This window comes from Rhodococcus aerolatus (assembly GCF_054783215.1).
Window position 1 is genome coordinate 22296 of sequence record NZ_BAAGQZ010000013.1, and the last position, 19122, is coordinate 41417.

The 19122-nt window shown below is 73.9% G+C and carries 19 protein-coding genes; 4 read left to right on the plus strand and 15 right to left on the minus strand.

The window, feature by feature from the left end; genetic code table 11:
- Positions 1–24 precede the first annotated feature (24 nt).
- Both ACYVOF_RS06035 and ACYVOF_RS06040 read right to left on the minus strand, forming a co-directional pair.
- Entirely contained in the window at positions 25–471 is a 447-nt protein-coding gene (locus ACYVOF_RS06035) for a DUF1707 SHOCT-like domain-containing protein (RefSeq protein ID WP_460864716.1), read from the minus strand.
- Between the two features lie 109 nt (positions 472–580).
- The gene (locus tag ACYVOF_RS06040) at positions 581–1744 is read right to left on the minus strand and encodes a phosphodiester glycosidase family protein (RefSeq protein ID WP_460864718.1); all 1164 of its coding nucleotides are present in this window, start codon (positions 1742–1744) and stop codon (positions 581–583) included.
- A 218-nt stretch (positions 1745–1962) separates the two neighbouring features.
- Between ACYVOF_RS06040 and ACYVOF_RS06045 the strand changes: the two genes are divergently transcribed.
- Positions 1963–2256: a hypothetical protein gene (locus tag ACYVOF_RS06045; RefSeq protein ID WP_460864720.1), complete on the plus strand. Its 294-nt coding sequence runs from the start codon at positions 1963–1965 to the stop codon at positions 2254–2256.
- A gap of 296 nt (positions 2257–2552) precedes the next feature.
- Here the strand turns inward: ACYVOF_RS06045 and ACYVOF_RS06050 are convergent, their stop codons facing one another.
- The 3 genes from ACYVOF_RS06050 to ACYVOF_RS06060 form a co-directional block, all read right to left on the minus strand.
- Entirely contained in the window at positions 2553–3401 is an 849-nt protein-coding gene (locus tag ACYVOF_RS06050) for an ABC transporter permease subunit (protein WP_460864722.1), read from the minus strand.
- The gene (locus ACYVOF_RS06055) at positions 3398–4339 is read right to left on the minus strand and encodes an ABC transporter ATP-binding protein (RefSeq protein WP_460864724.1); all 942 of its coding nucleotides are present in this window, start codon (positions 4337–4339) and stop codon (positions 3398–3400) included. Before ACYVOF_RS06055 ends, ACYVOF_RS06050 begins: the two co-directional genes overlap by 4 nt.
- 177 nt (positions 4340–4516) lie before the next feature.
- Complete coding sequence (locus tag ACYVOF_RS06060; RefSeq protein ID WP_460864726.1) at positions 4517–5278, minus strand: transglycosylase domain-containing protein; 762 nt, start codon at positions 5276–5278, stop codon at positions 4517–4519.
- Positions 5279–5651: 373 nt separating this feature from the next.
- Between ACYVOF_RS06060 and ACYVOF_RS06065 the strand changes: the two genes are divergently transcribed.
- Entirely contained in the window at positions 5652–7064 is a 1413-nt protein-coding gene (locus tag ACYVOF_RS06065) for a sensor histidine kinase (RefSeq protein ID WP_460864728.1), read from the plus strand.
- Here ACYVOF_RS06065 and ACYVOF_RS06070 read toward each other — a convergent pair.
- From ACYVOF_RS06070 to ACYVOF_RS06095, 6 genes are all read right to left on the minus strand, one after another.
- Complete coding sequence (locus ACYVOF_RS06070) at positions 7040–7702, minus strand: response regulator transcription factor (protein WP_460864729.1); 663 nt, start codon at positions 7700–7702, stop codon at positions 7040–7042. The two genes, ACYVOF_RS06065 and ACYVOF_RS06070, sit on opposite strands and share 25 nt — an antisense overlap.
- Positions 7699–7974, minus strand: coding sequence for a YggT family protein (locus ACYVOF_RS06075; protein WP_460864731.1), 276 nt, complete (start codon positions 7972–7974; stop codon positions 7699–7701). Before ACYVOF_RS06075 ends, ACYVOF_RS06070 begins: the two co-directional genes overlap by 4 nt.
- Before the next feature lie 63 nt (positions 7975–8037).
- Complete coding sequence (locus ACYVOF_RS06080; protein WP_460864733.1) at positions 8038–8658, minus strand: hypothetical protein; 621 nt, start codon at positions 8656–8658, stop codon at positions 8038–8040.
- Positions 8655–9635: an ABC transporter permease gene (locus tag ACYVOF_RS06085; RefSeq protein ID WP_460864734.1), complete on the minus strand. Its 981-nt coding sequence runs from the start codon at positions 9633–9635 to the stop codon at positions 8655–8657. The genes ACYVOF_RS06080 and ACYVOF_RS06085 overlap by 4 nt, the downstream gene beginning before the upstream one ends.
- A complete protein-coding gene (locus tag ACYVOF_RS06090) occupies positions 9628–10545 on the minus strand; it encodes an ABC transporter permease (protein ID WP_460864736.1) in 918 nt (305 codons plus the stop codon). The genes ACYVOF_RS06085 and ACYVOF_RS06090 overlap by 8 nt, the downstream gene beginning before the upstream one ends.
- Entirely contained in the window at positions 10542–11294 is a 753-nt protein-coding gene (locus ACYVOF_RS06095) for an ABC transporter ATP-binding protein (protein WP_460864738.1), read from the minus strand. The genes ACYVOF_RS06090 and ACYVOF_RS06095 overlap by 4 nt, the downstream gene beginning before the upstream one ends.
- 125 nt (positions 11295–11419) lie before the next feature.
- Between ACYVOF_RS06095 and ACYVOF_RS06100 the strand changes: the two genes are divergently transcribed.
- A complete protein-coding gene (locus tag ACYVOF_RS06100) occupies positions 11420–12733 on the plus strand; it encodes a VTT domain-containing protein (RefSeq protein ID WP_460864740.1) in 1314 nt (437 codons plus the stop codon).
- A gap of 181 nt (positions 12734–12914) precedes the next feature.
- Positions 12915–15380: a bifunctional lysylphosphatidylglycerol flippase/synthetase MprF gene (locus ACYVOF_RS06105; protein WP_460864742.1), complete on the plus strand. Its 2466-nt coding sequence runs from the start codon at positions 12915–12917 to the stop codon at positions 15378–15380.
- A gap of 190 nt (positions 15381–15570) precedes the next feature.
- Here ACYVOF_RS06105 and ACYVOF_RS06110 read toward each other — a convergent pair whose 3' ends face one another.
- The 4 genes from ACYVOF_RS06110 to ACYVOF_RS06125 all read right to left on the minus strand — a co-directional run bounded on the left by ACYVOF_RS06110 (position 15571) and on the right by ACYVOF_RS06125 (position 18992).
- The gene (locus ACYVOF_RS06110) at positions 15571–16782 is read right to left on the minus strand and encodes an MFS transporter (protein ID WP_460865007.1); all 1212 of its coding nucleotides are present in this window, start codon (positions 16780–16782) and stop codon (positions 15571–15573) included.
- Positions 16783–17127: 345 nt separating this feature from the next.
- On the minus strand, positions 17128–17997 hold the full coding sequence (lgt, locus tag ACYVOF_RS06115; RefSeq protein WP_460864744.1) for a prolipoprotein diacylglyceryl transferase: 870 nt from the start codon (positions 17995–17997) through the stop codon (positions 17128–17130).
- Positions 17994–18653, minus strand: a complete 660-nt coding sequence (locus tag ACYVOF_RS06120) for a phosphatase PAP2 family protein (RefSeq protein WP_460864746.1) — start codon at positions 18651–18653, stop codon at positions 17994–17996. Before ACYVOF_RS06120 ends, lgt begins: the two co-directional genes overlap by 4 nt.
- 183 nt (positions 18654–18836) lie before the next feature.
- Entirely contained in the window at positions 18837–18992 is a 156-nt protein-coding gene (locus ACYVOF_RS06125) for a hypothetical protein (RefSeq protein ID WP_460864748.1), read from the minus strand.
- Positions 18993–19122 lie beyond the last annotated feature (130 nt).

Genomic DNA, 19122 nt, shown 5'->3' on the forward strand with positions numbered 1-19122 from the left:
CAGGGCTCCGCTGTGGTGGTCACGTCAGGGCTCCATCATCCCGGCACCGTGGCCCTCGCCGTGCGGTCCGTCCCCACCCAGTGCGTCACCGAGGACCAGGACGAGCGACGCGGCGACCCCGAGGGCCAGCACCCCGAGCAGCACCGCCGCGACGCGGTGCCGGTTCGCCCACCCGGTCACGCTGAGCGCGAGGGCTCCCACCACCGCCCAGGCCCTCAGCAGCCGCGCCCCCACCCCGGCTGCGGGTGGGGTCGCGGCGGGGTCGTCGACGGGGAGGTCGGAGAGCAGCGGCGCCAGCTCGTGGCGGAACCGTGCGGCGTACACGGCGCTCAGCCGCTCCTCGGCTTCCTCCAGGGTGAGCATTCCTTCACCTGCGGCGGTGTGCACCACCCGGGCGGCGTGCTCCCGGTCGGCGTGGGAGGCGCGGGGTGCGCCGGTCGCGTCGGGTGCGTCGGTCTGCGGGAGTGTCATGGGAGTTCCTCTCGGAGGGGCTGGGTGGCTGAGCACCCGGTCGCGACGGGGTCGTGCTCGCAGGGTGCGCGGGTGTTGCTGAGGCGGCGCTGAGGATCGGGATGGGTGCTCACCCGGTCGGGCGGGTCGCGCCCGGGGCGGCGAGGGTCAGGTAGAAGAAGTCCCGCTGGTCGGGGGTGAGGTAGCGGTCGGCGGGGCTCGGCATCGTCGGGAGCAGGGCCGTGGGGGCCGTCCCGCTGCCCGACGGGCGCCACGCGGCGAAGAACGCCATCCCGGGGTGGATGTCGAGCTCCATCCCCTGCACGGCGCCGGCGCCCCGAAGGGCGGTGGCGAGCGTGTCGAGGGTCATCCCGTCGCCGGCGACGTAGACGAGGTTGCCCGTCGCGTCCACGCCGATCCCGGAACGCCAGGTGAACTGCAGCTGGTTGCGGGCGCTGCCCCAGCTGTCACCGCTGTTCGTTCCCAGCCCCGGCACGACCGCGCCGTGGTCGACGACCAGCGCCAGGTTCTGCCGGACCGCGACCACGTGGGGGGTCATCGACACGTCGCGGCCCCACTGCCCCACGGTGACGGCACCGGTGTCGTCGATGACGAGCGCGGCCTGACCGTCGCGCAGGGTGCCGGTGGTCCTGCCGGCGAGGTAGAAGCCGCCGGTGGTGTCGCCCAGCTTCCAGCCGGAGTTGAAGGTCGCGACGAGCGCACCGACGTCGGAGGTGGGCACCTGCGCCGACCCGGGCCACGGACCGCCTCCGGGCTCCTGGGTGCCGGCGACCAGGTGGGCGGTGGTGGCTCCTGAACGTATCCAGGCGACGCCGGCGATGACGCCGGCGTGGTGGGGATCGGGCTGGAAGAACGAGGTGTACGAGCTGGGCGCCCCCGACGCCGTGGCACGCCCCGGGGTCCACCTCCCCTCACCGGGCAGCGTCGTGGGCCCGGGCAGGGTGGGCAGGGTGGCGCGGTCGCGGGCCGGGGGGCCCGCTCCCGTCGGCGGCGTGGGGAGCTCGGCTGCGGGCGGGGCCGTGTCGGGTGGCGGGTTGCGGGTGTAGTACCAGTTCTCGGCGGCGTTGACCAGCGGTGCACCTCCGTTGTCGCGCACCCACCCAGCCGTGCGGGCCGCCCACGACGCCCGCCCCGGAGCGGTCAGTGCCTGCTGGTAGGAGGCCCCTCCGACCACGAGCAGCAGGGACAGGACGGCGACGACCAGCCGCGCCCAGCGCCGCCGGACCCGGGCACGGGCAGGCGGCGCGGACGGTCTCGTCGGGGTCGTCGTCACGGGGGCTCCCTGTCGTGGTCGTGCGCGGGCCGCACCCGGGAGCTCCCGGGACCCGCACCGACGCAAGGGTGCCCACACCGTGCTGAACCCACGCTGAGGAGGCATCCGGGGGCTGTGGCGGGCGCTCAGCAACGTTCAGCGTGGGCTCAGGTGGGCGTGGGCACAGTCGTTCCCATCGGCCCGCAGAGCGCGGACCGGATCAGGGAAGGACACCAACCATGAAGGTCAAGAAGCGCATCGCGGCGACGGCCCTGGCCGTGCTCGCCCTCGGCGGCGTCGGGGCCGGTGTGGCCAGCGCCGCGACGGCCTCCTCGCCCGCACCCTCGAGCAGCTCCAGCGACGTCGCCACCCCCGGTGACACCCCCGACGCCCCCGGCGCCGTGGACACCCCCGAGGCCGGGGACACCCCCGACGCCCCGGGCGCCACCGACGGGGACAACGTCCAGGAGGGCGACCAGACCACCCCCGACGTGCCGGGCGCGGCCGAGACCCCGGACACCCCCGGAGCCTGACCACCCCACCCGTGAGGGCCGAGCAGCTCGCCGCTGCTCGGCCCTCACGGCCGTCCGCGGTCGGGCAGGCTCCGGGGACACGGTCGATCGCCCGCGGGGACGAGGAGGAGGAGGAGGAGGAGACGCGTGGTCACGCTCGAGGTCGACCCCCGGGACTGGGGGGTATGGGGTACGGATCCGGCCGAGCCGGGCCGAGGTGGTCGTGCTCGTCGCGGCCCTGGCAGCGAGCCTGACCTGCAGGCGCGGGCGGACCGGTCCCGGCGCGCGGTCCGTGGGCCGTCGGAGTGCGCCCGGGCCTAGGCGTCGCGGCGCAGGAGCATGACTGCAGCCGCGCCGACGGCGAGGGCGGCGTAGCCGCAGAAGAGCACGAAGCCCACCCAGGGCGAGAGGGACGTCGACTCGGGGACGACCGCCGTGATCGCCTGCCCCGCGCTGCTGGGCAGGTACTTGCCCACCGGGTCGCTGACCGAGGAGGGCAGCAGCCGCACGATGATGGGCAGCACGAACAGCAGCCCGAACAACGCGGAGATCCCCGCCGCGGTGCTGCGCAGCAACGTCCCGAGGCCGATCCCGAGCACCCCGACCACGGTGAGGTACAGGGTCGCGCCGATGACGGCCCGCAGCACCCCGGGGTCACCGATCGACGCCTGGATGCCCTTGCCGGACAGGATGGTCTGCCCCACGAAGAACGCGACCAGCACGGCGGGGACCATCACCACGAGGGTGGCGGCGGCGAACACCGCCCTCTTGGCCCACAGGACGGGCAGCCGGGCCGGCACGGCGGCGAAGGTCGACCGGATGGAACCGGTCGCGTACTCGCCGGTGACGAGCAGGACGCCGAGCACGCCGATCGCGAGCTGCGCCAGGAACATCCCCGCCAGGCTGCGCGCCGTCGGGTCGAACCCGGCCGCCTCGGCGGGGTTGCGCGGCGGCCAGTGCGACACCGCCACCAGGGGCACCAGCACCGACAGCCCGATGACGAGCAGGGCCGCCGCGAGCAGGGACCACACGGTGGAGCGCAGCGAGCGGAGCTTGGTCAGCTCGGCGCGCAGCACGCCGAGCTGGGTGACGCGGTAGCCGGGGCCGGTCCCGTGGCCGGTGACGCCCCGGTGCTCGGTCACGGGCGCGGTGGGTGAGGTGGTCATCGGGTGGCTCCTGCGGTCTGGGTGGCGGCGGGGGAGCTCCCCGCCTGGTACTCGACGCTGTCGCGGGTGAGGTCCATGGAGGCGTCCTCCAGCGACGCCTGCTGGGTGGCCAGCTCCAGCAGGTAGATCCCCGCGGGTCCGGCGGCGAGCCCGACCTGGTCGCTGCTGAGACCGCTGACCTCGAGGGCCCCGTCGTCGGTCGGGGTGACGGTCACGTCCGGGGCCGCGAGCAGGGCGCGCAGCCGGTCGGGCTCGGGGGTGCGCACCCGCACCACGTCGCGCGAGGCCCGGGCGATGAACTCGGCCACGGAGACGTCGGCGATCAGCCGGCCGCGCCCGATGACGACGAGGTGCTCCGCGGTCAGCGCCATCTCGCTCATCAGGTGCGAGGAGACGAAGACCGTCCGACCCTCGGCGGCGAGGCCCTTGAGCAGGTCCCGGATCCAGCGGATGCCCTCGGGGTCGAGCCCGTTGACGGGCTCGTCGAGGATCACCGTCCGCGGGTCGCCGAGCAGCGCGATGGCGATGTCGAGTCGCTGCCCCATGCCCAGGGAGAAGCCGCCGGCTCGCTTGCGGGCCACCTCGCGCAGACCCACGGCGTCCACCACGTCGTCGACCCGGGAGCGCGGGATGCCCGCGGTCAGGGCCAGGGCCAGCAGGTGGTTGTGGGCGGTACGTCGGGGGTGGACCGACCGGGCTTCGAGGACGGCGCCGACCTCGTGCAGCGGGGTGGCGTGCTCGCGGTAGGGCCTGCCGTTCACCGTCACCGAGCCCGAGCTGGGGGCGTCCAGGCCCAGGATCATCCGCATCGTCGTCGACTTGCCGGCCCCGTTGGGCCCCAGGAAACCGGTGACGATCCCCGGTCTCACGGTGAAGGTGAGCTCGTCGACCGCGGTGCGGTCGCCGTAGCGCTTGGTCAGTCCGTGGGCCTCGATCATGCCCGGGAGTGTGCGCAACGAACCTGGGAACCCGGTGTGAGCGTGCATGCCCCGCTGAGGGGCTCGCCGGGAGGTCGTCGCCGTGCTGCGGGTCAGCGGTCGACCGGACCTCGCCTCACCCGAGGTCCGTTGGCGACGGGCTACGGGCTCGGGCGACGGTCGGCACCCCCGAGACGGTCAGGACTGGTTCTGCAAGCCGAGTGGGGCGGTGCGGGCGGTGTCGGCCTGGGTGGCGGTGAGCACCCCGGTGGCGACGAGTCGGTCGAGGACGTGGCCCTGGCGGCTGACGGCCAGGTCGAGGTGGGCCAGCGGATCGTAGGCGCTGGGGGCCTGGACCAGTCCGGCGAGGAGACTGGCTTGCGCCCAGCTCAGGTCGGAGGGGGCGACGCCGAAGTAGCCGCGCGCGGCGGCGGGCAGACCGTAGTACCCGTGTCCGAAGTAGACGACCGCCAGGTACATCTGGAGCACGTCGTCCTTGCTGTAGGCAGCGTCCAGCTTCACTGCGAGTGCGGCGTCCTCAGCCTGCGAAAGGAGGTCCTGGCTGCCGTTGCTGTAAAGCACCTTCGCCAGCTGCTGCTCGAGCGTCGCGCTGCCTGCGTTGCCGGTGACGGGGGCGGTGAGGAACCGGTAGACCCCGGCGGCGGAGATTCCCGGGTTGCGGCTGAACCCCGCGTCCTCGGTGGCGATGACCGCTTGCCCCACCGGGTCGGGGACGGGAAGCGCGCCCGGGTCTCGCGCGCCCACGGCGGCAAGACGGGCAGCGACGCGGGCATGGGCGTCAGCCACCGACGGGGTCAGCTGCCAGGCGCCGGCGACGATCACGCCTGCCAGCGCAAGTGCCGCCACGAGCAGGCGCCCCAGTCGCCGCCGCCGGCGACGGTGGTGGTCCGCGGCCGGGGCGTCCCCGGTCCGACCGAACGGTATCGGCAGCTGCGCCACGACGGTCCTCCCTGTCCGGGCACGTGCCCACGTCACCGCAAGGATGCCGGCGGCGGCTGAGAAGGGGCTGTGGGCACTCCCCGGTCAGCTCCACGTCGTCCACCAGTGGACTGCCGCGTTTCGGCCGCGAGCCGCGGCGACTCACCCTGCCGTCGCTCCGAACGACCCCACGCGGGTGCGGCAGGAGGCGTGGTCCAGTCCCTGTCCTCAGCGGCCGCACAGGTCCTGCTGGCTACGTTCCGCAGCCGTACTGCAGGGCGCGCTGGCCGCCTGACGTCACCGGGGCCTGACCACCCGACCCTCACGGCCGCCCGTGGACGGGCAGGCTCGGGGCCACAGCCGAGCTGCACCCACGACTTGGAGGACGCTGCGCGTGGTCACGGTCAAGGTGGACCCCCGGGACTGGGGGGTGCGGGTCCGGCTGAGCCTGGCCGCGGTGGTCGTGCTCGCCGCGGCCCTGGCCGTGGTGGCCGCGGGGGTGCTGTGGGTGCTCCAGGTGACGCTGGCGTCCAGCGCGGACGACGCCGCCACCGGTCGGGTCGAGCAGATCGCCGCCCAGCTGACCACGGACGCGCCGTCCCCGGCGGACCCGGCCCTGCTGGCCACCACCGGGGAGACGTCGGTGGTGCAGATCGTCACCGCCACCGGTTCTGTGCTGCTCGCCTCCCCCGGAGCTCCTCGCGCCGCCCTGGCCGCTCCGCTTCCCGACGGTGGCACCTCGCAGACCGGGTCGGTGGACCTCCCCGGGGTCGCGGGGGACTTCCGGGTCACCGCGCGGGGGGTCGCGGGCCCCGGGGGTGAGCTGACCGCGGTCGTGGCCGTCGACTCCGCCGCCATCACCGAGACCCTGACCACCGTGGGAGTGCTGCTGGCCGCGGGTCTCCCGCTGGTGGTCGTGGTCGCCGGGGCGTTGACCTACGTCCTGGTCGGGCGGTCGCTGAGCTCGGTGGAGCGGATGCGGTCCCGGGTGGCGGACGTGAGCACCGCCGATCTCGGGCTGCGCCTGGCCGTTCCCCGCCCCCGCGACGAGATCTCCAGGCTGGCCGTGACCCTGAACGCGATGCTGGCCCGGCTGCAGGCCGGCCACGATGCGCAGCGCCGGTTCGTCGGCGACGCCTCCCACGAGCTGCGCAGCCCCCTGGCCACCGTGACCGCCGCCCTCGAGCTCGCGCAGGACCGCCCGGGGGTGATCGACCGGGAGCTGGTCCGCACCCGGTTGCTGCCCGAGGCGCAGCGCATGCAGCACCTGGTCGAGGACCTGCTGCTGCTCGCCAAGGCCGACGAGCAGCGCCTGCCGCTCCGAGTCGCCGACGTCGACGTCGACGACCTCGTCGAGGACGAGGCAGCCCGAGTCCGTGCCACCGGCGTCGTGGCGGTGGCCGCCCACGCACACCCCGCCCGGGTCCGCGGTGACGAGGCCCAGCTGGCTCGTGTGGCGCGCAACCTGGTCGACAACGCCGTCCGCCACGCCGGCTCCCGCGTGGTCCTCACGTCCCACCCCGTGCCGGGCGGTGCCCGGCTGGTCGTCGAGGACGACGGCCCAGGGATCCCCGCGGGGCAGCGGGAAGCCGTGCTGGGACGCTTCGTGCGTCTCGACGAGGGGCGTGCCCGCTCCGCGGGGGGCAGCGGGCTCGGGCTAGCGATCGTCGCCGAGATCGTCGCCGCCCACCACGGCAGCATCACGATCTCCGACTCCGAGCTGGGGGGTGCCCGCGTGGTGGTCGAGCTGCCCGAGGGCGAGCTCCCCGGTCGCGACCCCGCTCAGTCCTCGGAACGCAACCGGTAGCCGCTGCCCCGGACGGTCTCGATGACCTGGGCGCCCAGCTTGCGGCGCAGGTAGCCGACGTAGACCTCGACGATGTTGTCGTCGCCCTCGTAGTGGGCGTCCCACACCCCGGTGAGGATGTCGTTCTTGCTCATCACCACACCCTTGTGACGCAGCAGGAACTCCAGCAACCCGTACTCCCGCCGGGTCATCCCCACCTCGACACCACCCCGGTGCACGCGGCGCCGCGCGGGGTCGAGGGTCACCTCACCCGCGCTGAGCACGACCGGGCGGGCGGGAGCGCCGCGGCGCTGCAGGGCGCGCAGCCGGGCGACGAGGACGACGAAGCTGAACGGCTTGGTCAGGTAGTCATCAGCGCCGAGGTCGAAGGCGTCGGTCTGGTCGTACTCACCGTCCTTGGCGGTGAGCATCAGCACCGGGGTCCACACCTCCCGCTCGCGGAGTCCTTTGAGGACGTCGTAGCCGTTGAGGCGGGGCAGCATGATGTCGAGGACGATCACGTCGAACGGGTGCTCGCTGCCCCGCCACAGCCCGTCGACCCCGTCCTCGGCGACCTCGACGACCCAGCCCTCCGCGGCCAGCCCGCGGCGGACGGTCTCGGCGAGGTTCGCCTCGTCCTCTACGAGCAGGACCCTCATCCGCGCAGCAGCACGCGGAGCACCGCGATGCCGACGAGCACCGCCGCGACCGACAGGTCGAGCACCACCGGACCCAGCCTGGGCGTCGGGAGCACCCGGCGCAGCGGGGCGAGCACAGGCTCGGTCACCCGGTGCAGCCCGGAGCGGACCCGGACCAGCGGGGGGTGGGCGAGGCCGCCGGCGGGGACGGCTGCCCCGACGACGTCGACGAGCACGCGGGCGATGAGCACGAGCCACGCGAGGTTGAGCAGGAACAGCAGCAGTGCAGTCACAGTGGTCCTTCCGGTGGTGTGGTCCTCATCGTGCCGGGTCGTCGCTGAACCGACGCTGAGCGGTCAGCCGCCCGCGTTCTCCGACCCACCCGGGCCCTTGGTGACCGTGGCCGTGACCGGGGCGGCTCCGGTGGCGCTGACCTCGACGGTGACGTCGAGCGCAGCCTTGGAGGTGTAGAAGAGGCTGAACTTGTTGACCGCGAAGTGGCCCGGGGCACCGGTGTTGTCGAAGTTGACCGTCGTCGTGGCACCGGCAGGGACGGTGAAGGTGTCGGGGAGCTTGAAGTAGTAGCTCTCCTTCGCGCCCGAGGCGGAGTCGGCGAACGTGTAGAACACCTCGAACCCGCTCAGCGGGGTGGTGCCGGTGTTGCGGACGTCGAACTGCAGGTGGTCGTCGACGGCGGCGCCGGCGGCGTCGGTGTTGTTCTCCACCTGCAGCTTGTCGATGCCGAGCGTCTTGGCGGTGGCGGTGTTGCTGATCGGGTTGCTCGGGACGGGGACGACGGGGGCGCCGGCCGCGGCAGACCCTCCCGCCGAGCTGCCCGCGGCCGCGGGTGCCGTGCTCGACGAGGTGCCGCCGCAGGCACTGAGCAGCAGCGCGGCCCCGGCGGCGACGGCGGCGAGCGCGACCCGGACGGGGGTGCGGGTGGTGGTGGGAGCGGACGTGGTGCGGTGGTGGGTCATTGCTGTCCTCCGGTGGTGACGGGTTGACGGCGCAGCGCGCGGAGCAGGCCGGCGCCGAGCGCGACCACCCCGACGACGAGCCAGATGATGTCGTTGCGTTTCGCGGCCAGCAGCTGGCCGATGGAGAAGCCCTGGTACTCGTTGGGGACGTCGGTCATGGCGAACGCGAACCGCTCGAAGTGCTTGGCCAGGGAGACCTCCTCGAGGCCGGTCCGGATGTTCTCGTAGAGGGAGAAGTGGCTCAGCACCGCCATCTCGCCGGACAGGTTCAGCCCGAGTGCGGCGAACAGCCCACCGGGCACCTGGTTGTCGGCGTCGAGGGTGTCCCCGATCTGCGGGAGGACCAGCACCACCCCCAGCCACACGGCGAGGGCCAGCACCAGTCCGTTCGCCGCCACCCGGGAGCGGGCGGTGGCGATCACGCCCAGGCAGTAGAAGGTGAGCAGGTACAGCAGGGCCGCGACGTAGGCGAGGACCAGCTGGACGACCTGCCCGGCGTCGACCCAGCCACCGCCGATGATGCCCAGGCAGGCCACGGCAGCGACCGCGGTGGTCGCGAGCAGGACCCCCAGCACCGCGGCGGCACCGAGCAGGCTCCCGGCCGCGAGCTCCCCGGTGGTGACCGGGCGGGTCCGCAGCAGCGGCAGGGTCCGGTTGGCCCGCTCGCGGGTGACGCTGAGGTAGCCCAGGGCGACACCGATGACGGCGCCGATGATCTCCAGGTACTCCATCGCCCCGCGCAGCAGCGACAGCAGCCGCAGCGGCGGCGGGGGGAGCTGGGTGATCCCGCTGGCCCGCGCAGCCTGCAGGTAGGCGGTGTAGTCGGCGATCTGGCTGCGGTAGTCCACGGCCCCGACGTAGACCGAGACCACGGTGACCAGCACCAGGATCGCGGCCAGCACCACGAGCAGCCGGCTGCGGACCGCGGCGCGCAGCTCGTGGTGGGCGAGGGTGCGGACCCGGGTGGACCTACTCATCGGCGGCACTCCTGGAGTAGTCGTGGCGACGCACCAGCAGCAGGGCCAGCACGGCGAGCAGCAGCGCGGTGACGAGCAGCGCCGCGACCCGTCCGAGGGTGGCCGCCACCGGTTCGGCGGGCGCGGTGGCCAGGAGCTGCGCGCTGGCGTCCTTGAACTCCTCGCTCAGCGACAGGAACCGCACGTGCGAGGTCAGGTCGAAGAAGGTCTGCGACGTGCCGGCCGGGACGCTGAGCGGGTTCAGCGACGCCGTCGGACGCAACCCGGAGGTGAACTGCGGCACCACGAACGTCACCACCAGCCACACCCCCAGCGCGGTCAGCAGGGCCAGGGACCGGCGCCGGGTCAGCAGCACCGCCACCATCGCGACGAGGCCGAACATCACCAGGTACAGCAGCGAGAGGAGGTAGAAGCCGCCCAGCCGCAGCAGCTGGGTGGGGCTGGGGAACACCCCGTTGACCAGCAGCAGCGACACCACCGCAACCACCAGGCTGGCCGCGAGCGCGACGGTGAGCAGGCCCGAGACGGCGGCGAGCTTGCCGAGCAGGTAGTCCCGCCGGCTCAGCAGCCGGCTGTGCAGCAGCCGGCCCACCCCCGAGCTCTGCTCCTCGGCCAGGCTGAGGTGCCCGACGACGATCGCGAGCAGCGCCCCGATCATCGGCACGTAGATGGTCATGTTCGACAGCAGCGACAGCGGTGGCTTGAGCCCCAACGGGTTCGGCGGTGCCGGCGTCCCCTGGGTGGCGAGCAGGGCGACGGCCTGGTCGTAGACGCGGGTGACGGTCGCGGCGCTGGACCAGCCCAGCGCCCCCGCCAGTGCGGTGGCCGCGACGAGCACCACCACCACCGCCAGCGCGGTGCGCTGGCGGCGCAGCACGGTCACCTGCTGGGCGGCGACGACCCCGATCACGTGGGCTCCCGCCCCACCCGGACGTAGATGTCCTCCAGCGACGCCTCGTCGGGGAACCGTCGGGTGGTCTCGGCCATCGAGTCCCGGTAGATCAGCTCGCCTTGGTTGAGCACCCCGATCGTCGTGCACACCCGGGCGACCTCGCTGAGCAGGTGGGTGTTCATGAACACCGTCATCCCGAGGTCGCCGTTGAGCCGGGCGATGGTCTCGCGCAGCTGGCGCACCCCGCCCGGGTCGAGGCCCGCGGTCGGCTCGTCGAGGAACAGCACCGTCGGCTCGTGCAGCACGGCCTGCGCGATCCCGATGCGCTGGCGCATCCCGGTGGAGAACGACCCCACCCGGCGGTCCGCGAGCTCGCTGCAGCCCAGGAAGTCCAGGGTCCGCGCCGTCGCCACCTCCGGGTCGTCCACACCGGACAGCCGGGCGAAGAACTCCAGGTTCTCTGCGGCGGTGAGGTGGCCGTAGAGGCGCACCTCCGAGGGCAGGTACCCGATCTGGCGGGTCACCGCGTCCCGCGCGGTGACCACGTCGTGCCCGCACACCTGCGCGGAGCCGGACGTCGGGGTGATCAGCGTGGTGAGGATGTTGATCGCGGTGGTCTTCCCGGCCCCGTTGTGCCCGAGGAAGCCGAACACCTCACCGCGCTCGATGACCAGGTCGATGCCGCGCAGCACCTCGTCCTCGCCGTAGCGGTGGTGCAGGTCGCGCAGCTCCACCGCCGGGCCGTCCGGTGTGGTGGGTGGGCTCACGGGATCTCCCTCGGTCGGTGCGGCAACGTCCGGTGCGACCGTGCCCCCGGCTCGCTGAGCGGACGCTGAACGCGCCCCGCCCGTCCTCAGCGACCGCTCAGCCGTCCCGGTCCACCCTCGCCACCATGACCGCCCTCGTCGACTCCCTCACCTCGCTGCCCGCCCTCGCGGTGTACCTCGTCGTCGCCGCCCTGGTCTTCGGCGAGGCCGCCGTGTTCCTGGGGCTCGTGCTCCCGGCCGAGACCGCCCTGCTGACCGCCGGCGGCGTCGCCGCGGTCGGACACGCCTCCCTGCCGGTGCTCCTGGGCGTCGCGGTCCTCGCCGCGGTCGCCGGGGACTCCTGCGGGTACCTCGTCGGGCGCCGCCTCGGGCCCGCGGCCCGGTCGAGCCGCGCGGGTCGGTGGATCGGCGAACCACGGTGGGACCGCACCCAGGACCTCATGGAGCGCCGCGGCGGCGTCGCCGTGCTCACCGGGCGGTGGGTGGGGGTGCTGCGGGCGCTCGTGCCCGCCGTGGCCGGGATGAGCGGCATGCCCTACCGCCGGTACATGCTGTGGAACGTCGTCGGCGGGGTGCTGTGGGTCGGGGTCGTCACCTCCGCCGGCTACCTGGCCGGGGCCGCCCTCGGGGCCAGCACCCTCACCGTCGTCTCGGTGTGCGGCATCGCCCTCGGAGTCACGGTCGTCGGCACGCACCTGCTGGTCCGGGTGCTGCGCGGCCGGCTGGCGCACCGGCCCCGCCTCGTCGCCGCGATGGCCCCCGCAGTCGTCTCCGCCGAGCTGCTCGCCGCGTTCGTCGTCGCAGCCGTCAACGTGCACCGCGGGGGTGCCCTGACCGGTGTGGACCAGCCCGTGCTCGCCTGGTTCGTCAACCACCGCACCGGGTGGCTCACCCCGGTCGCGCAGCTGGTGACCCAGGTCGGCAGCCCCGTGGGCAGCGCCGTGGCCGCCGCCCTGGCCGCGGCCCTGCTGTGGCGCACACGCCGCCGCGCCGCGCTGCTCCTGCTCGCCGCGGTGGGTGCCGCCGGCGCCGCAATCCTCGTCGCCAAGCACGCCGCCGGTGTCGCCCGGCCGCCCGCGCTCACCCAGCTCGTCGTCGAGACCGACGCCTCCTTCCCCTCCGGGCACGTCACCGGGTCAGTCGTCCTCTACGGCCTGCTCGCCGCCGTCCTCGCCACCCGCACCCGATCCCGCCGCACGCGGGCCCTCCTCGCCGCCGCCGCCGTGCTCGCCGTGACGATCACCGCCGCGACCCGGCTCTACCTCGGGGTGCACTGGCTCAGCGACATCGGTGGCGGGCTGCTGCTGGGGTCCGTGGTGCTGACGGCAGCCGCCGCGGTGACCGCGGCGCTCGGGAGCGCGGTTCGCTCCCCAGTGGTCCACGCGGAGGCTGGGTCGGCGACGCCGGTTCCCGCCGGCCCGCTCGTCCCCGCGGCTTGAGCGGCGGCGGCGGTTCACCGTGCTGCCCGCGGTGCTGGACGACGTTCCTCGCGACCCGAACAGGACTGGCACCGTGAGCACCGCACCCGCCCCACGTGCAGCACCGCTGCCCGCCCCTCTGCCGCCGCGACCCCACCGGGGCCTGGCGCCTGTCGCGGTGCTGCACCGGCTCGCCTCCAGGGTGCGCCGGTCGCCGGTCACCGTCGCCTACGTCGTCGCGCTGTGGGTCCTCGCCGCCACGACAGGAAGCCTGGTTCACGGTCCTACCGCCGCGCTGCGCGCAAAGCTCGGCGCCGGGTTGCCCGCTCTCTTCGACGGGCACCCCGAGACCCTGCTGACCTCGGCCTTGGTCGCACCGGGAGCGGCCGGCTACGGCGTCGCCACCGCGCTGGTGGTGGTCGTCCTGGGCTCGGTCGAGCTCCGGTGGGGCGGTGCCCGCACCCTCGTCGTCGCGGTGCTCGTCCAAGGTCTCGGGTCCACGCTCGGTCTCGGTCTGGTCGCCCTGGCCCAGCTGACCGGCGGCGCCTGGAGTGGTGAGCTGGCGACCGGGTCCGCGATCGGGCCCACCGGCCTGCTTGCCGGCGTCGCGCTCGCCTGGAGTGCCCAGGCCGGGGCGTTGTGGCGCCGGCGGATCCGGGTGGGTACCGGGACGGTGCTGCTGACCCTGGTCCTCTACGGCGGGTTGCTGCAGGACGTGCTGCGGTTGTCCACGGCGGCCGTGGGTCTCGTCGTCGGAGTCGTGCTGCTGCCCCGTAGCCGGGACGCGTTCCGGGCCCCGGCGCGGTCCAGCCGCCACGAGACCCGTGTGCTGGTCAGCGTCCTGCTCGCCGCGACGGCGCTCGGACCGGTCCTCGCCGCCCTCTCACCCCGCGCGGTCGGACCGCTCTCGGTGCTGCGCTTCCTGTTCACCGCCCCCGCAACCGACCCCAGCACCCTCGCCGCCGTGTGCGCCGACCCGACCGCGGCCGAGGCCTGCACCGACCTGCAGCTGCAGCTGCGGTTCGACGGGGTAGGACCCACCGTGCTCTCCGTCCTGCCCGCCGTCCTCGTCGTCGTGCTCGCCCTCGGACTGCGGCGCGGCCGAGCGTTCGCGTGGTGGGCCGCGGTCGTGGTCCACCTCGTCCTGAGCGCGTTCGGGGTCCTCCTCGTCCTGGTCGCGACCAGCACCGCGACAGCCGACCTGGTCTCCCCGGCGCTGGGCCCCACCCGAGCCACCATCGCCACCCTCGCCCCGCTGGTCCAGCCGCTGCTGGTCCTGCTGGTGCTGCTCGCCACCCGCCGCTCGTTCACCGTCCCCGCACCGCGGAGCACCTACGCCCGCACGACCGCGGTCCTCGCCGCCACCGTCGCGGCCGCCTTCGCCCTGTACGTCACCGTCGGTGCAGCGCTCGCCGCCGGCTTCACCCCCACCCCGACCGTCGCCCAGCTCGCCCGGGACTTCCCGCTGCGCCTGGTGCCCGCCGGCTACCTCGGGCTCGTGGAGCCGACGTTCCTGCCCGTCACCCCCGGCGCCACCGTGCTCTTCGAGTGGACCGGCATCGCGGTGTGGACCGTTGCCGTGGTGCTGGTGCTGCGCAGCTTCACCCGCACCCGCCCCAGCGCGGACGGCGCCGACACCGCGGCCGTGCGGGCGCTGCTGGCCCAGCACGGCAGGCACTCCCTGGCCTATCTGACCACCTGGCCCGGGCACAGCTACTGGTTCACCCCGGACCGTCGGTCCTACGTCGCCTACCGCGCGTGGGGCGGCGTCGCGGTGACCACCGCAGACCCCGTGGGGCCCGCGGCCGACACCACCCCGACCCTGGAGGGGTTCGTCGCGTTCTGCCGGGGCAACGGGTGGACACCCTGCCTCTACAGCGTGACCGAGGAGACCCGGGACGCCGCCCGAGGCCTGGGCTGGAACGAGGTCCAGGTCGCTGAGGTGACGGTGCTCCCGCTCGGTGATCTCGCGTTCACCGGCAAGCGCTTCCAGGACGTCCGCACCGCCTTGAACAAGGCCCGCAAGACCGGGGTCACCGCGGAGTGGGTCTGCTACCCCGATGCCCCCCGCACCGTCACCGACCAGGTCACCGCGATGTCCGAGGAGTGGGTGGCCGGCAAGGGGATGCCCGAGATGGCATTCACCCTCGGTGGCATCGACGAGCTCGACGACCCCGCCGTGCGGTGCCTGCTGGCGGTGGACTCCGACCGCACCGTCCACGCCATCACCAGCTGGCTGCCGATCCACCGCGGCGGGGCTGTCATCGGGTGGACCCTGGACTTCATGCGCCGGCGCGACACCGCCATCCCTGGCGTGATGGAGTTCCTGATCGGCACCGCCGCACTGGCCTTCCAGGCTGAGGGGGCCGAGGTCGTCAGCCTCTCCGGCGCCCCCCTCGCCCAGCTCGACCCCACCTCGGACAGCACCGGGGTCCAGAAGCTCCTCGACACCATGGGCCGCACGCTGGAACCCGTCTACGGATTCCGCTCCCTGCTCGCGTTCAAGGCCAAGTTCCAACCCCGCTACCACCCGCTCTACATGATCTACCCGGAGGTGGCGGCGCTGCCCCGCATCGGGGCCGCCCTCACCCACGCCTACCTCCCGCGACTCACTGCAGCGCAGGTGTTCGGCATGCTCCGAGGTCACCGGCGAGGAGGAGCCCGGTGAGCGGACCGCCCGCGCCGAACAGTCTGCGGAACGCCCTGGAGGCACCGACGCTCGAGAAGCGGCTCTGCGAGTCCGGCGGGTTCGAGGTGAAGGTCTGCCGGATGGCACGGGAACCCGCTGTGGCGGGCCCGCACCCCACCGCGACCCCGGTTGCGGGACACCGGACCACGACGGGACCGTCCGGTGCGACTCAGCTGAGCGGCGCACCACTGGCAGCCGCGAGGTGAGGCTTCGATCGTGGGCCGCTGAACCGGCCGCCGACGGCGAGCAGCAGCACGGCGAGGGCAGCAGCGCTCGTCCCGGAGATGAGCAGCGGCAGCGTGCCGGTGCCGTTCCACGCGAGCCCGGCCCAGGTCCCGGCGACGAGGACGGCTCCCCCTGACACGGCTTGGTAGAGGCCCTGGGCGCCGGCGGTGCGGCCGGTGGGGGCGAGGTCGGTTATCCACGCCTTGCCGACCCCGTCGGTCGCGGCGGCGAAGAACCCGTACAGCGGGAGTAGCAGGAAGACCCAGCCCGGGGACGGGACGAGGCCCAGCCCGAGGTAACCGGCCGCGAAGAACGCGAGACCGACCGCGAAGACGAGGTGACGGGGAACCCGGTCCGACACCGCGCCGAGCGGGTACGACGCGAGCGCGTAGACGGCGTTGTAGAGGATGTAGGCGCCGATGACGGCGGCGAGGGACAGCCCGAGCTCGCTCGCTCGGAGCAGCAGCAGGGCGTCGGGGAAGTTGACCAGCCCGAACACCCCGAGGGTCAGGATCAGCGACTGCAGCCGCGGCGGCAACTCGGTCGGTCTCGTGACCGGGGCGCCGGTACGTCGACCCCGCACGGGTTGCGTCCGTCGAGGCGGCGCGCTCGCCGGCACGGGTCGACGCTCCTCGTGGACGGCACGGACCAGCAGCACCGACAGCACGGCGGGGATCACCGCGACGACCAGCAGGAGTCGGACCTGATGGCTCAGGATCTCGTAGAGCCCGAGCCCGAGAGCGGGGCCGACGACGGCACCAGCTGTGTCCGCGGCCCGGTGGAAGCCGAAGATGCGCCCACGGGCGGTGGGCTCGGCACCCACCATCAGCAGGGCGTCGCGGGGGGCGCCGCGGATGCCCTTGCCGAGCCGGTCCGTCGCCCGCCCGGCCAGGACGACCGGCCACACCAAGGCCACAGCGATGAGGAGCTTCCCCACCGCGGCGAGGCCGTAGCCGAGGGCGATCAGCGGCCTTCTCGCCCGGGTGTCCCCCAGGCGGCCCGCGACGAGCTTGGTCACCGCGGCCACCCCCTCGGCCACACCCTCGACGATCCCCACTACTGCGACAGGGGCACCGAGAGTCGTCGTCAGGAAGATCGGCAGCACCGGGTAGAGCAGCTCAGAGGCCGCGTCCTGCAGAAAGCTCACCCCGGACAGTGCCCGCACGTTCGACGTCAACCAGACCCCGTCGACTGGTGACGAGCCCGCTGCGTCGCCGGCTGCACCGGGGTCACCGGACCGGTCGGGGGGCAGGTCGGTGCTCACCAGCCCCTCGCCACCACGACGATCCAACCTCCCGCTCGGCGGGCCGTGGCCACGGTGTGGACCCCACCGATCGCCGCGTCGGCCGTCACCGAGGTCCCCGCGAACCGGGGGACGACTGGTGTGCTGCGGGAACACCGCCGGCGAGCCACCGCTGTCTGCAACGGGGGCCGCCCCGCCACGGCGTGTCCCGGCGCAGACGTACGCACTGCCGGTACGCGGTGCAGGAGCACGTGGTGCTCACGCCGATCTCGTCGTCGTGGTGGTCGTCGTGTCCGGGGCGGGTGTCGCGGCGTTGCGGCGGGGCGGGCGGCCCCGGTGGAGCATGACCACCAGGGCCGTGATCGCGGCCAGGAAGACCACCAACGAGGTCCAGTCGTTCAGGCGCAGGCCCAACACGTGGTTGGCGTGGTCGACCCGCAGCGCCTCGATCCAGGCCCGGCCCACGGTGTAGGCGGCGACGTAGAGGGCGAACACCGTCCCGCGGCGCAGCACCCACCGGTGCCCCGCCCACAGCAGCAGGACGGCGACCCCGACGTCCCACAGGGACTCGTAGAGGAACGTGGGCTGGTAGAGCCCGATGTCGGGGGTGTCGGGCGGGCGGTGCGCGGGGTCGATCTGCAGCGCCCACGGCAGGGTGGTCGGGGCGCCGTAGAGCTCCTGGTTGAACCAGTTGCCGAACCGTCCCACCGCCTGGGCGAGGACGATGCCCGGGGCCATCGCGTCGCCCATCTCCAGCAGGCTGATCCCGCGGCGCCGGCACCCGATCCAGGCACCGACCGCCCCGAGGGCGACCGCGCCCCAGATGCCGAGGCCCCCGTCCCAGACGTATAGCGCGGCGACCGGGTTGCGGCCCGGCAGGAAGTACAGCTCCGGGTCGGTGACCACGTGGTAGAGGCGCCCCCCGACGACCCCGAAGGGCACCGCCCACAACGCGACGTCGAGCACGTCCTCCCCGTCGTGGCCGCGGGCCTCCCACCTGCGGCGGGTCAGCGCCACCGCCAGGACGATGCCCGCGACGATGCACAACGCGTACGCCCGGACCGGCAACGGTCCCAGGTGCCACACGCCCTGCGACGGGCTCGGGATGTACGCCAGCACGGTACTCACGCCAGCCCGCCCGCCTCGGTCCGGGCGACGGGCGCGTCGGGGGCGAGCAGCAGGGGGCGGAGCCGGCCGGTCCGCAGCGCGGCCACCAGCGGGGTGGCGACGCGACGCAGCAGCACCGCGGTCCCCAGGCCGACGACCGCCCCGACCAGCAACCCGGCCGCGACGTCGTGGGGGTAGTGCGCGCCCACGTAGACCCGGGAGAACCCCATGACCACGGACGCCACCACGCCGACCACCCCGAGGCGGCGGCTGACCAGGAACAGCGCCGCGGTCATGGCGGCCACCACGACCGAGTGGTTGCTGGGGAACGCGTAGTCGCTCACCGGGGGACAGCTCTCGAGGAGGAAGTCGCGGGGGTAGGCATAGCAGGGGCGCGGCTCGGCGACCACGACCTTGATGGCGGCGTCGAGGACGTAGGCCACCACCGCGGCGACGGGCACCGCCAGCGCCGCGGTCATCGTGGCCGCGTCGGCGCGGCGTGCACCCCACCACCCGGCCGCGATGAGCACCACGAACACCCCGACCCCGAGAGCCGAGTACGCCGACACCACCGGGTTCAGCCACCCGGTGCTGCGGGCGAGGTCGGTGACCGCTGTGTACCAGGAGCCGTCGACCGTCGAGCCGTCGAACGCCAGGACCGTCGTCGGGTCGGACATGCTCGTCGGTGCTCGCTCTCGTCAGGGGCCTCCACCCGGGCCCGGACGGAGCAGGTGTGCAGCGCGGCGGGGCCCCGCCGCGCTGCGACCTTCCGCCCACCGTGGCGGGCCGCCGCTGTGAACCCGCTGAGAGCAGCGCACGGGCAGGCACCCCCGTCACGGATGCCTCGCGGGTGAGACGGTTCAGGCCGCGACGGAGTCGGTGCGGCGGGGGAAGGTCGCGGTGTAGATCGACCGGTCCTCGAGACGGCGGGCGGTGATCACGGCCCCGACGCTCGCGACGACCGACGGCAGCAGCAGGTCCGACCCGGGACCGGTGAGCTCGACGAAGAGGACCACGGCAGGCGCCGGGCCCCGTTGGTGGCGGCGGCAGGCAGCTCTCGTCCTCCGACGATGGCGACCCCCCGGGAGGCACACCGGGCTGGGTTGGTGCTGCTGGGGTGGGTGGTGGCCCGGGGGCCCGCGGCGG